Below are 12,623 nucleotides of genomic sequence, written 5' to 3' on the forward strand. Positions count from 1 at the left end.
CCCCTTAAGACTGCAAGACGTCCGCCAGGCGTTCTAGACGACCGCGAACGCTGCCATCTATCACCATATCGCCTGCACGTATTACTACGCCGGCCATTACGGACTTATCGATTTTGCAATTCAGCTTAACTTTGCGTGATAGACGTTTTTCCATCGCAGCAGCAATTTTAGCTAGCTGTTCGTCTTTCAGTGGGCTCGCAGAGCTCACTTCGACGTCGACGGTCGACTCCAGCGAGGCACGCAGTTGAATAAACTGCTGTAGCACCTCAGGAAGAACCAGTAAACGGCCATTCTCCGCCATAACTCGAATGAAGTTCTGTGCGGGTTCATCGAGCTGATCACCACAGACTGCAATAAACGTCTTAGACATTGTTTCAGGTGCTACAGCACCGGAAAGCAATTCAGCGATCTGTTCATTGCGCGTCACTTGGGCAGTAAACGCTAGCATATCCTGCCAACGATCAACCGCCTGGTGCTCAACAGCAAAGTCAAAAGCTGCTTTGGCGTAGGGGCGAGCTACAGTTACAAATTCAGACATCAGCCCCTCCCTCCTTACAGTTCAGCGACCAGTTTATCAACGATGTCGCTGTTAGCAGCTTCATCCACGGAACGTTCGATGATCTTCTCGGCGCCAGCTATAGCCAACATCGCGACTTGCTTACGCAACTCTTCACGAGCACGCTTACGTTCGGCGTCGATCTCTGCCTGCGCTTGCGCCACGATTTTGTTACGTTCCTGTTCGGCTTCAGTTTTAGCTTCATCAAGGATCTGAGCTTTGCGTTTACTTGCCTGCTCGATGATCACCTGTGCTTCTGCTTTAGCCTTCTTCAGTTGGTCGGTCGCATTGGCTTGCGCTAAGTCCAAATCTTTTTTGGCACGCTCTGCAGAAGAGAGACCGTCAGCAATTTCTTTTTGACGCTTCTCGATGGCAGCCATAATTGGCGGCCATATATACTTCATACAAAACAGGACAAACAGGACAAACGCGATGGCCTGGCCGAGGATTGTTGCGTTAAGATTCACAGCACAATGCCTCTTTAAAAGTTAATAGTTTGGTGTAGTTCACGGTAGAGAAAACTCTACTTACGCGACAGCAAACATCACGTACAGACCCAGACCAACAGCGATCATAGGGATGGCGTCAACCAGACCCATGACGATAAAGAACTGTGTACGCAGCAGAGGAATCAGGTCAGGCTGACGTGCAGCGCCTTCCAAAAATTTACCACCCAGGATGCCGATACCGATCGCAGCACCGATTGCCGCTAAACCCATCATTATAGCGGCAGCCATGTACAGCAGATCCATATTCAGGTTTTCCATGACAGTCTCCAATTATTTCAGTTAAACGCAGTAGTGTTATACACTTCATACTTCAAGCTACATGTGCGTTGGCTTCCTTCGTTCACCCCAGTCACTTAACTTATGTAAGCTCCTCGGGATTCGCTCAGTTGCCGCCTTTCTGCAACTCGAATTATTTAGGGTATATTAAGAAAATCAGTGCTCTTCGGACGCCATCGACAGATAGACAATCGTTAGAACCATGAAGATAAAGGCTTGTAACGTAATAATCAGTATGTGGAAGATAGCCCAAGGTAAACTGAGCATCCACTGTGACCACCACGGCAACAGACCCGCAATAAGGATGAAGATCAACTCACCCGCATACATGTTGCCGAACAGTCGCAAACCGAGTGAAACGGGTTTGGACAGCAGGCTGACACCTTCCAGAATTAAGTTAACTGGAATAAATATCGGGTGATTGAACGGCTGCATCGTGAGTTCTTTTACGAAGCCGCCTACACCTTTCATTTTGATGCTATAGAACAGAATCAGGATGAAGACACCCAATGCCATGGACAAGGTAATACTCACGTCCGCAGTAGGTACCACGCGCAATGCAGGTAACCCAAAGACATGTTCACCGATGTAAGGCAGTAAATCGATTGGCAGTAAGTCCATCATGTTCATCAATAAAACCCAAACAAACACGGTCAGGGCTAATGGTGCTATGACTTTACTTTTGCCGTGGTACATATCCCGCACGCTGTTATCGACAAAACCGATAATTAACTCAACAGCAGTCTGCAATTTGCCAGGCACGCCACTGGTGGCACCTGCCGCGACTTTGCGGAACACAAACAGAAAAGCTAACCCCAGCACGACAGAGAAGAACAAAGAGTCAATGTTCAACGTCCAGAACGTTGCAGGGCCAGGTGAGTGGGGATTGACCAACTCAAAGGTACGCAGGTCCAACTGAAGGTTATTCAGGTGGTGACCTATGTAGTCCCTTGGAGTAGAGATTTCTCCTGATGCAGACATGATGCCTCTTACCCTTTTTGTAGTTAAATACGATAACGGTTAAGTACGGTAGCCGCTAATCACAGCCGGTGCCAATATCTGCACAATCAGCACCGCCAAATAGGTTAAACCGAGTGGCGCAAACGCTGCTTTAAACAGCCCCAAAGCCACAATCAGCAAAATTATCGTCATGATAACTTTTAACCCTTCGCCAATGGCAAACGACCACGCAACACGACCTGGAGCTGCTGTTTTTGCCTGATGGCGGCAAGCAAACAACATAAACATGGCGCTGGGCAACCAAGCCGCCAATCCTCCTGCCAGAGCAGAAGCACTCCATTCCAGGCTTTTAAAGCCAAAAGCAGCACTGAGAACAACAAAAGTCATTAACTGCAAAAACAGCAGCTTTCGTGCGATTTTCCCACTGTAAAGGGATACAGGCATGACGTTTGTTCTCTCCGAACCACACTAAGGGTATGCTGAGTGAGGTATAAAACTGCCTTTTACCCCATTGAGTCAAGCAGCAAAAAACGAGCAAATTATACGGGCCACTCAAACGAATTCAATCGATAAGTAGCGAAAAGGTGAACAATTATTTAAATTTTCTTCTTTCGGACTATTTTCACAAGAAAAGCCTCGGAATAAAGCCCCCATTTAATTGTCTGACGATTCCAACCATTACCAATAAAGCGTGCAACTGATCACAAAACTTAAAACAAACTGATTTATATCCCATAAAGCTTCTGTTTGTCTTTAACGAAAAGAGCCATTAAAAAGTTTTATAAATCATAATGTTAAAATTAAACTATTATCGAACAACTTATCTACTTAGTAAAAACTTCCCGTTGACATTTCAGATAATAATCAAGCAACACTTCGTCTACATAAAAAGAGTGATGGCACAGCTAAAGTAATGACTAAAGTGACTATTTGCCAGCTTTCAATATAGTTATGCCATCTGTTATCGCTGTTTTTGTAAACAACACGTAAAATATAATCTGCCGGTACGATAGTAAGCGAAGAAATACTTATCGATATTAAAAATAATAAATACGATAATTTTCCTACCATCCGCCAAGGATTTATTACATTTTTTTGATAAATAACAAAGTTAGTTTGACTTAAGAATGACCAGATGGCGTTCACCTTCCAACTCTGGCACCTGCAATCGCACGACCGATTCAAGGCTAATACCCTCCGGCAGTACGGCTAACTCATCGTCCGGCCTCACCCCTTTAAGCGCATAAAAGCGCCCTTCAGGCTTGGCTGGCAAATGGTGACACCAAGACAGCATATCTTGTAGAGATGCAAATGCACGGCTTATTACACCATCAAATGGCGGTTTTGCGGCAAAGTCCTCAACTCGGCTTTGCACTGGCTCAATATTATTTAAGCCCAGTTCGTGCTGTACCTGACGCAAGAAGCGTACACGTTTACCCAAGCTATCTAGCAACGTAAAGTGCGCAGTAGGCCGTACAATTGCCAGCGGTATCCCAGGAAGCCCAGGGCCGGTGCCCACATCAATAAACCGGTCACCCTGCAAATGTGGGTTAACCACAATACTATCCAGAATATGTCGCACTAGCATTTGCTGTGGGTCACGAACAGAAGTCAGATTGTAAGCTTTGTTCCACTTATGCAGCAGTTCTACATAGCCTATCAACTGTAATTTTTGCTGTTCAGGTAACACAATAGCTGCGGCATTTAGCAGGGAATCTAATTTTTTTAACACAACAATATCCTCTGACTAAGCTCGTTCAGTCAGCATGAAAAGGGCCGGGATGAGGAATGATAATCTAGCTTGGCAGTGGTTTGAACCGTTAGTTGTGGCCTGAAGCAAAGAAGAACTTACCTGCACTGCTTATCCCTTAGCAATGCAGGCAAACGTCGGTTGTTAGGCACTACGGCGTAACAACCCCTGTTTTTTCAGCCAAACCAATAAAATAGAGATTGCTGCTGGGGTAATGCCAGAAATACGCGAGGCTTGTCCGATTGAGTTAGGTTTGTGATCGTTCAGTTTAGCGATGACTTCGTTCGATAAACCAGACACCTGACGATAATCCAGATCAGCCGGCAGTAGAGTATTCTCATTGCGCAGTTGTTTTTCAATTTCTTCCTGCTGACGCGCAATATACCCTTCATATTTAACCTGAATTTCAACCTGATCCGCAGCTTGTGGATCTGTTAATGCTGGGCCAAAAGAGGTTAGGGTTGTCAGCAAACGATAATCAATTTCAGGCCGACGCAGTAATTCTTCACCATTGGCTTCTTTAGACAACGGCGCTTTTAGTAATGCATTGATCTCAGAAACGTTTTCTGAGTGTGGATGTACCCAGATATCACGCAGACGTTGACGTTCTTTTTCAATTTGCTCAATTTTCTTGCTGAAATGTGCCCAACGAGCATCGTCAACCAACCCCAATTTACGGCCCATCTCAGTCAGGCGCAGATCCGCGTTATCTTCACGCAGCATCAAGCGATACTCTGCGCGAGAGGTAAACATGCGATACGGTTCTTTGGTGCCAAGGGTGCTTAAATCGTCCACCAGCACGCCAAGGTAAGCTTCATCGCGGCGAGGTGACCATCCATCGTCATCGTTAGCGAAGCGGCCCGCATTAAGCCCTGCAAGCAGCCCTTGAGCCGCTGCTTCTTCATAGCCGGTAGTGCCATTGATTTGCCCAGCAAAGAACAGACCGTGGATATATTTGCTTTCCAAGGTAGGTTTCAAATCACGTGGATCAAAGAAATCATATTCGATGGCATAACCTGGTCGAATGATACGGGCATTTTCTAGCCCTTTCATTGAACGGACGATTTGCATCTGTACATCGAAAGGCAGGCTGGTTGAAATACCGTTCGGATAGATCTCATTACTGGTCAGACCTTCTGGTTCAAGGAAGATCTGGTGTGAATTACGATCGGCGAAACGCATGACTTTGTCTTCGATCGACGGACAGTAGCGTGGCCCGATCCCTTCAATGATCCCGGCATACATTGGGCTACGATCCAAGTTATTGCGGATCACTTCATGGGTTTTTTCATTGGTGTAGGTGATATGACAAGCCATTTGTTCTGGATGCTGGCTAGCATTACCCAAGAATGAAAATACTGGAATAGGCGTATCACCGAACTGAGGAGCCAATTGGCTAAAATCAATGGTCCGCGCATCAATACGTGGTGGAGTACCGGTCTTAAGGCGATTAACGCGCAGTGGTAATTCACGCAAACGCTGTGACAATGAGATGGATGGCGGATCACCAGCACGACCACCACTGTAGTTCTGAAGACCGATATGAATTTTTCCGTCGAGGAAAGTACCAACGGTTAATACCACCGCTTTCGCTCGGAATTTAAGACCCATTTGGGTGACTGCACCCACAACGCGATCATTTTCAACAATCAGATCTTCAACTGGCTGTTGAAAGATCATCAGGTTTGGCTGGTTTTCCAATGCGGTACGTACTGCCTGGCGATACAGCACACGGTCAGCCTGAGCTCGGGTCGCTCTTACCGCTGGCCCTTTGCTGGCGTTTAGTATCCTAAACTGAATACCCGCTTGGTCAGTCGCCATGGCCATCAGACCACCCAGAGCATCGATCTCTTTTACCAAATGTCCCTTACCGATACCGCCAATCGCTGGGTTACAAGACATTTGTCCCAGTGTGTCGATGTTGTGCGTCAGCAATAAGGTCTGACGTCCCATGCGTGCCGCTGCCATTGCAGCTTCCGTGCCGGCATGGCCACCACCAATGATGATGACGTCAAATTGATCTGGATAAAACATGGTACTGCACCTCGCCGTTATGCGAATTTCTGTGTTTGCCCTGGGGTGGGGGATTCTACTCAAGTTTAGACTTTCGACCAAGCGGCTTAGGATCCCCCTTAATTAAAAGAAGATCTTTTTATTTAAAGATCTCTTTATTAGATCTCTTATTAGGATCATGATCCTCTGTGGATAAGTGATTATTCACATGGAAGATCATAGTATTAAGGAAGATCGTTTGCTGTGAATGATCGGTGATCCTATTGCGTATAAGCTGGGATCTAAATGCCATGTTATGCACAGGCACTCTGAGGTGCCAAGGTTGTTATGTGGATATGTACCGGTTTTACCCTGCTTTTAAGCATACTTATCCACATTCGTTCGCGTGATCTTTAATCAAATTAGAGCAAATTAATCCAATTTTTGACCCAAACCTCTGCCGGATCCTCGGGAATTTCATGTTGTATGACGTCAATTTCTAAAATATCACCCAAACGTTTGGCGCCTTGTGCGATCAATTGTTGATCCAATGCTCTCACTGCACCGCAGAAAGTGTCATATTCTGAACTGCCCAAACCAACAGCACCAAAGTGCACTTGAGAAAGATCAGGCTTCTGTTGTTCGATTTGTTCTAATAATGGTTGAAGGTTATCTGGGAGATCACCCGCACCGTGGGTTGATGTGACTATTAGCCACGTACCCTCAAGCGTAAGCTCGTCTAATTCAGGGCCATGCAGCGTCTCTGTAGAAAAACCTGCTTCTTCTAATTTCTCAGCTAAATGTTCAGCAACATATTCAGCGCTGCCGAGTGTACTGCCACTGATCAAGGTAATGTCAGCCATAAAGAACCCAACCGAAGTAAAGAGCCGGTATTGTACGCTGTGAATCAGCTGGGATCTACCTGTGGATAATGTGGGTATAGTTATTTAGTGCTCAAGGCACAATGGTACGCATGATGGGGTTTTGCAGGGAGATAAGTGTCTCCGTTGACTGGATCTCATCGATAGTCTGGATCTTGTTGATAAGTACCTGCTGGAGCGCATCTATTGACTTACACATCACTTTAATAAAAATGCTGTAGTGGCCGGTGGTGTAATAGGCTTCTACAACTTCTTCTAAACCTTCCAGTTTTTTTAGTGCCGACGGGTAGTCTTTGGCACTTTTCAAAATAATACCGATAAAGCAACACACGTCATACCCGAGTTTTTTTGGATTAACGTGAACACAAGCCGCGGTAATGATCCCCGCCTGGCGCATTTTCTCCACTCGCACATGGATAGTTCCTGGACTCACGCCAAAATTTTTTGCCAATTCAGCATAAGGTGTGCGTGCATTTTCCATTAATGCGTTCAGGATGCCGCGATCGAGATTATCGATTTGATAAATTTCACCCATATTTGCCTCCTTTTTTTAACGATTACTTAATTTAAGACCCATAAAAATGAATTATTAAAAGCGAAAAGGCAATATTATTTGTTGGATATTGAATTTAACCCTCATTATGTTGCTTAATCGATGTCAAGCCAGGTGGCATAACCTAATTAGCATAATCAGTAATAACGAATCGAGAAAACGGCAATGAAAAAACAATTTATCCAAAAACAACAACAAATCAGCTTCGTAAAATCATTCTTTTCCCGTCAATTAGAACAACAACTGGGTCTGATTGAAGTACAGGCACCAATCCTGAGTCGTGTGGGTGATGGTACTCAAGATAACCTTTCAGGTTCAGAGAAAGCCGTTCAGGTAAAAGTGAAGACATTGCCGGATGCAACTTTTGAAGTCGTTCATTCATTAGCTAAATGGAAACGCAAAACCTTGGGTCGCTTTGATTTTGGTGCTGACCAAGGGATATATACTCATATGAAAGCATTGCGCCCTGATGAAGATCGCCTAAGTGCTATTCATTCTGTGTATGTCGATCAGTGGGATTGGGAACGCGTGATGGGAGATGGTGAACGCAACCTGGCTTATCTGAAATCCACTGTTAACAAGATTTATACCGCTATTAAAGAAACTGAAGTAGCGATCAGTGCTGAATTTGGTGTGAAGCCATTCCTGCCAGAGAATATTCAGTTTATCCACAGCGAAAGCCTGCGTGCGCGTTTCCCTGACCTGGATGCTAAAGGCCGCGAACGTGCGATAGCTAAAGAGCTGGGAGCTGTATTCCTGATTGGCATCGGTGGTAAATTGGCTGACGGTAAATCTCATGATGTCCGAGCGCCAGATTATGATGACTGGACGTCGCCGAGTGCTGAAGGTTTTGCGGGCTTGAACGGTGACATTATTGTCTGGAACCCTGTTCTTGAAGACGCGTTTGAAATCTCATCCATGGGGATACGTGTTGATGCTGAGGCACTTAAACGCCAATTGGCACTGACTTCTGATGAAGATCGTCTGAAACTGGAATGGCACCAATCACTGCTGAGTGGTGAAATGCCGCAAACTATCGGTGGCGGTATCGGCCAGTCTCGTTTAGTGATGTTATTGCTGCAACAGCAACATATCGGTCAGGTTCAATGTGGCGTATGGGGGCCAGAAATTAGCGAGAAGGTTGAAGGCCTACTGTAAATCCCCTTAATACTAGATGTTGTAGGGGGGAGTGCGCTTGCTGCCTACCTACAACACCAATTATATTGGGGATTATTGATTCCCAATATAATTGTGGGTTTTTAATCTATGCTGTAGTGATATATAAATATTTTAAATATCACTATATGCAAGGTTGTTGATATTATGGCCCTTTTTCATCCTATAAAGCACTATTTACACGCTCGGCCACGATTGTTGTTTTCGGTTGGCGCGGGTGTTGTCACTTATTTCCTGCTGCCAACACATTACTCGGTATTGCTGCGTCTGATGGTGAGTTGGAATGTTTCCGCCTGGCTTTATTTACTGTTTTTATGGTTGCAATTATTACGCACTGATTCGACGAAAATCAGCAAAATAGCCCGGGTGCAGGATGAAAGTGCCAGTATGGTGCTGAGTATTGTCAGCATGGCGTGTCTGGCCAGTATTCTGGTTATTTTATTTGAATTGAGCACGGCGAATCAGCTCTCAGGCTCTGCCAAGGCGTTCCATTTGGTCCTGACAGGGCTGACGTTATTAGTTTCATGGTTATTATTATCCACCGCTTTTACTATGCACTACGCACATTTGTTTTATATGCGCCGCGATAAATCAGAAACGGTTCTACCGTTACTTTTCCCCAAAGAGATAACCACGCCTTCCTATTGGGATTTCCTTTATTTCTCATTTACCATTGGTGTGGCTTGCCAAACTGCCGATGTCTCTACCGGCACGTCAGATATCCGCCGCGTAGTACTCTTGCAGTCAGTGTTATCATTTATCTTTAATATGACGATATTGGGGTTGTCGATAAACGTTGGTGCCGGCCTGCTTAACTAGCGCTTCCAGCGGCGCATCAAGCGGCTTTTTAGCCCAGTATCAAAACGCCAGATATGATCGAAAATTCGCATGATACCGGGCTTACCATACGCAGACATGGCAACAGCATGAAAACGGTGCTGGTGGGCTTGTTGCTGGATTTTAATCTTTCTGACTAATTCGTCTGGTAAACGTTGGGCGATAAAATCTGAAATGATCACTGCATCTGCGTCATACCATTCTCTATCTTCCATTTTATTTAATGTGCTGGCTAAGCAAGCAGCCAGATCGGTACCTCCGCGAAAATGTTGGCCAAGAAAACGAATCGCCTGCTCAATACCACTGGCAGCAGATAGCTCGTAGTGAATTATTTCAGTGGCAAATAGCATGATGTAACAGCGGCGATTATCTGCCAGTGCAATTCGAAGCAGAGCCAGACAAAATGCTTTGGCACATTGTTCGTTAAATCCGCCCATGGAGCCTGAGGTATCGACACAGACGATAAAAGGGCCGCGAGGGTGTTCATCATTGCTTTTAAGACTGACCGGGCGCTGTAAGGTTTTCTCCTGCCAGTTGTCACCCTGCAAACGGTAAGTGAGTAAGCGGCGCTCCAGTAAACGGCGATAAAACTCAAATTCCAGCTCGCTCATCCCTAACATCACCAGTTCCGTCGGGAGCAATCGCAAAATATCATTGCTTTGATGAATGCCACTGACCTCCTCTGGCACTGTATCGGGCTGGCGAACCATGACAGTATAAGGTTCAAAGCGAGCCTCTGGTGTCGGTTGTGCCTTTGCTGAACGGCTACGACCCAATTGCTCGGCCAGTTGTTGTAATTCGGGTTGTTGTTGTAGAAAGTCACCGTATTGCAGGAGCAATTGATAATCGCCACGCTGTAAGTGGCCCTGACTCATATCCCAAAGCCGCCCTGCTGCCCCATCATTGGTTGCCAGTACAGGTTCTAATGCCCCACTGAGCGCCAATCTCTGCTGGAGTTCAGCCAGAAGTTGCTCCCGCTCTTGCTCAAGTAACTGGTGATGAATGGTGATGGTTTGTAGCGTTAGACTGACACGCCAACGCTGTAAAAATAAGGTTTGTAAACTATCGCCGGGTTGAGGGTTTCTGGCTAAATCAGCGGTTTGTAGCAATGTATTGGCTTGTGAAGCAAAGGGCGATTGCCATTGCTGTAACTGAGCCACAATATCTGGCAGATGCACATAAAATAGTGGGCTACTTTCCAACAAGCTTTGTTGGTATAGGGAAAACTCATTTGCCAGAGTAGCCGGAGCTTTAGCCTCGCGGATACGCTGCTGTAAGTTTTGCTTCCAACCAGGAATATCTTTCATTAGCGCCCGTTTAATTCGCGGGAATTTTTCGAAAAATAGTGCTAATTGAGGTGACGCCAATAGCCCGATCACCATCTCTTCGATAAGCTCACCCTCACTTATCGATAGCAGCATATCCAATGTTGCCAGGCTGAGCATCTGTCAGTGTCCGCGCATTTTTTGCTGTTGCTGTTTAAGTTGTTCTGCCACCTGCAACAAGCTGGCCTCGACTTTGGCAAGCCATGAGGAGGGAGTGAATAAACATGGCTGGTGTTGGCTGAATAGCCGCCGTTGTTCGGCAAGACTATGTTCTACTGTGGTTAATTCCACCAGCAATTCCGGGGGAACACTGACAGTTGCCGTGCCCGGTTGGGAAAGTGTGGAGGGTTGGCGGCTGATATCTAGTATTGTGATATGCAATTTATCATCAATTTCTGCATCAATGGATTGGGCATAACCGACACCATTTAATTTAGCGCGCAAGCTCCCTCCTTTGTTCAACCATTGAGCGAGGGCATCTTTTTCTATTTGCAAATGGGTAACTTGAATATCATGCAGGCTGAGCGGTTTTTGCAGCAAAAGCGTCAAAGTGCTGTCTGTCAGGTCGTCTGGTAGAGCATATTGGGATTTGCGGCTGAACATACCGCTTTGTTTGACGACTGTTAGCGCTTGATGGTCACTTTGCTGTTGTTGGTGCTGCAACCACTGACCCTGAACATGCTGTAGTTTCATTAACAGGCTTTGCTGTTGATATCCCTGCTCGGTTAATAACTGTTCAAGCTGCTGTTGCAGCAGCTTAAGCGAACTGAGGTCATGCCACAGGCAATCTTTCAGCAAGATTAAGTCGATGGGTGTCACTTCACTGCGGCCACTAAAGAAAGCACTGGCTTGTAACAGGCGTAGCGCTTTTTTCCAACGTCTATCTGAGACATAGGGCGCTTGTTCTTGCGCACTGAGCCGTTGACGTAACTGAAAAATAAGCTCAAAACAGTGATCCGGTAAGGTGATTTTGTCGATCAACGGTTGCCACTGATAGAACTCTTCATCGCTGATACTGAGATTTTCTGCCACCGGATTATGATTTTCATTCTGTCGGCTGAGCAGTAGTGAGCGGAAGTTCTGCTTCTCTTGTACGCGATCCAGCCATAGACGGATCAACATGCGGTCATAAAGTGCTTCCAGGCTACTATCAGCGTCAGGCAGCTCGTTAGAGGCAGTAACGAGTAATCGCATAGGGATGCTGTCTTCCCGATCACCATTTCTAAAGCGCCGTTCATTAATCGCTGTCAGCAAGGTGTTTAGAATTGCCGGGCCGGCTTTCCAGATCTCATCCAAAAAGACGATTTCAGCCTCCGGCAGGTAACCGCCTGTCATCCGTTGATAGCGTCCCTCCTCTTTCAATGCCTGAATCGAGAGGGGGCCAAACACCTCTTCCGGTGTTGAGAAACGGGTCATCAGATATTCAAATGCACGGGCATTACGGAAGGCAAATTTCAGGCGGCGGGCAATCAGGCTTTTGGCAATTCCCGGTGGGCCGAGCAAAAAAACACTCTCGCCACTGAGGGCGGCCAGCAAACATAAGCGGATAGCTTCCTGTCTTTCATACAGACCACTTTCAAGGGCACTGCTTAAGCGGGAGATTCTTTCTGCTAATTGTGATGATTGCGCCATAATTGTTCTACATGTTCCGTTAGTTGATTGATTTTTACCTGATAAAAAGGAATAAACCATCTTTTCTTCATGGGATCGCTGGTTTTATTAATAAGATAGTTCGTTGATTCGTAGAATTTTTATATCATCAGTTATTTGTAGTTGATGAATTTTCGCTCTGTTAGGTGCCTATTTAA

The 12,623-nt window shown here is 45.8% G+C and carries 13 protein-coding genes; 2 read left to right on the top strand and 11 right to left on the bottom strand.

Annotated features, from left to right (window positions below):
• Positions 1-4 precede the first annotated feature (4 nt).
• The 9 genes from atpH to asnC form a co-directional block, all read right to left on the bottom strand.
• The gene (gene atpH, locus V2A84_RS19200) at positions 5-538 is read right to left on the bottom strand and encodes a F0F1 ATP synthase subunit delta (RefSeq protein ID WP_372560177.1); all 534 of its coding nucleotides are present in this window, start codon (positions 536-538) and stop codon (positions 5-7) included.
• Positions 539-552: 14 nt separating this feature from the next.
• Positions 553-1,023, bottom strand: a complete 471-nt coding sequence (gene atpF, locus V2A84_RS19205) for a F0F1 ATP synthase subunit B (protein WP_005186686.1) — start codon at positions 1,021-1,023, stop codon at positions 553-555.
• 60 nt (positions 1,024-1,083) lie between these two features.
• Positions 1,084-1,323 carry a F0F1 ATP synthase subunit C gene (atpE, locus tag V2A84_RS19210; protein ID WP_004393045.1) on the bottom strand — a complete coding sequence of 80 codons (240 nt, stop codon included), beginning with the start codon at positions 1,321-1,323 and terminating at the stop codon, positions 1,084-1,086.
• A 174-nt stretch (positions 1,324-1,497) separates the two neighbouring features.
• On the bottom strand, positions 1,498-2,322 hold the full coding sequence (atpB, locus tag V2A84_RS19215) for a F0F1 ATP synthase subunit A (RefSeq protein WP_005161179.1): 825 nt from the start codon (positions 2,320-2,322) through the stop codon (positions 1,498-1,500).
• 39 nt (positions 2,323-2,361) lie between these two features.
• The gene (gene atpI, locus V2A84_RS19220) at positions 2,362-2,745 is read right to left on the bottom strand and encodes a F0F1 ATP synthase subunit I (RefSeq protein ID WP_083161585.1); all 384 of its coding nucleotides are present in this window, start codon (positions 2,743-2,745) and stop codon (positions 2,362-2,364) included.
• 667 nt (positions 2,746-3,412) lie between these two features.
• Positions 3,413-4,033: a 16S rRNA (guanine(527)-N(7))-methyltransferase RsmG gene (gene rsmG / locus V2A84_RS19225; protein WP_083161586.1), complete on the bottom strand. Its 621-nt coding sequence runs from the start codon at positions 4,031-4,033 to the stop codon at positions 3,413-3,415.
• A 162-nt stretch (positions 4,034-4,195) separates the two neighbouring features.
• On the bottom strand, positions 4,196-6,085 hold the full coding sequence (gene mnmG, locus V2A84_RS19230; protein WP_442849020.1) for a tRNA uridine-5-carboxymethylaminomethyl(34) synthesis enzyme MnmG: 1,890 nt from the start codon (positions 6,083-6,085) through the stop codon (positions 4,196-4,198).
• 380 nt (positions 6,086-6,465) lie between these two features.
• Complete coding sequence (mioC, locus tag V2A84_RS19235; protein WP_005192870.1) at positions 6,466-6,906, bottom strand: FMN-binding protein MioC; 441 nt, start codon at positions 6,904-6,906, stop codon at positions 6,466-6,468.
• A gap of 91 nt (positions 6,907-6,997) precedes the next feature.
• Positions 6,998-7,459, bottom strand: coding sequence for a transcriptional regulator AsnC (gene asnC / locus V2A84_RS19240; RefSeq protein ID WP_083161588.1), 462 nt, complete (start codon positions 7,457-7,459; stop codon positions 6,998-7,000).
• A 183-nt stretch (positions 7,460-7,642) separates the two neighbouring features.
• Between asnC and asnA the strand changes: the two genes are divergently transcribed.
• Positions 7,643-8,635: an aspartate--ammonia ligase gene (asnA, locus tag V2A84_RS19245; RefSeq protein WP_005192864.1), complete on the top strand. Its 993-nt coding sequence runs from the start codon at positions 7,643-7,645 to the stop codon at positions 8,633-8,635.
• 165 nt (positions 8,636-8,800) lie between these two features.
• Positions 8,801-9,472 carry a DUF1345 domain-containing protein gene (locus V2A84_RS19250; RefSeq protein ID WP_083161589.1) on the top strand — a complete coding sequence of 224 codons (672 nt, stop codon included), beginning with the start codon at positions 8,801-8,803 and terminating at the stop codon, positions 9,470-9,472.
• On the opposite strand, the gene viaA is transcribed toward V2A84_RS19250, so the two are convergent.
• A complete protein-coding gene (gene viaA, locus V2A84_RS19255; protein WP_083161591.1) occupies positions 9,469-10,935 on the bottom strand; it encodes an ATPase RavA stimulator ViaA in 1,467 nt (488 codons plus the stop codon). The genes V2A84_RS19250 and viaA overlap by 4 nt on opposite strands.
• A 3-nt stretch (positions 10,936-10,938) precedes the next feature.
• The gene (gene ravA / locus V2A84_RS19260) at positions 10,939-12,447 is read right to left on the bottom strand and encodes an ATPase RavA (protein ID WP_420073467.1); all 1,509 of its coding nucleotides are present in this window, start codon (positions 12,445-12,447) and stop codon (positions 10,939-10,941) included.
• Positions 12,448-12,623: the final 176 nt, after the last annotated feature.

Origin of the sequence: Yersinia sp. 2553 StPb PI (genome assembly GCF_052217105.1) — a bacterium.
Lineage (GTDB): Bacteria > Pseudomonadota > Gammaproteobacteria > Enterobacterales > Enterobacteriaceae > Yersinia > Yersinia enterocolitica_E.

Bases quoted from the DNA above. Each gene is read 5' to 3' on its own strand.
- atpH (WP_372560177.1), bottom strand. From the start codon at position 538: ATGTCTGAATTTGTAACTGTAGCTCGCCCCTACGCCAAAGCAGCTTTT.
- atpE (WP_004393045.1), bottom strand. From the start codon at position 1,323: ATGGAAAACCTGAATATGGATCTGCTGTACATGGCTGCCGCTATAATG.
- atpB (WP_005161179.1), bottom strand. From the start codon at position 2,322: ATGTCTGCATCAGGAGAAATCTCTACTCCAAGGGACTACATAGGTCAC.
- atpI (WP_083161585.1), bottom strand. From the start codon at position 2,745: ATGCCTGTATCCCTTTACAGTGGGAAAATCGCACGAAAGCTGCTGTTT.
- mnmG (WP_442849020.1), bottom strand. From the start codon at position 6,085: ATGTTTTATCCAGATCAATTTGACGTCATCATCATTGGTGGTGGCCAT.
- mioC (WP_005192870.1), bottom strand. From the start codon at position 6,906: ATGGCTGACATTACCTTGATCAGTGGCAGTACACTCGGCAGCGCTGAA.
- asnC (WP_083161588.1), bottom strand. From the start codon at position 7,459: ATGGGTGAAATTTATCAAATCGATAATCTCGATCGCGGCATCCTGAAC.
- asnA (WP_005192864.1), top strand. From the start codon at position 7,643: ATGAAAAAACAATTTATCCAAAAACAACAACAAATCAGCTTCGTAAAA.
- V2A84_RS19250 (WP_083161589.1), top strand. From the start codon at position 8,801: ATGGCCCTTTTTCATCCTATAAAGCACTATTTACACGCTCGGCCACGA.
- viaA (WP_083161591.1), bottom strand. From the start codon at position 10,935: ATGCTCAGCCTGGCAACATTGGATATGCTGCTATCGATAAGTGAGGGT.
- ravA (WP_420073467.1), bottom strand. From the start codon at position 12,447: ATGGCGCAATCATCACAATTAGCAGAAAGAATCTCCCGCTTAAGCAGT.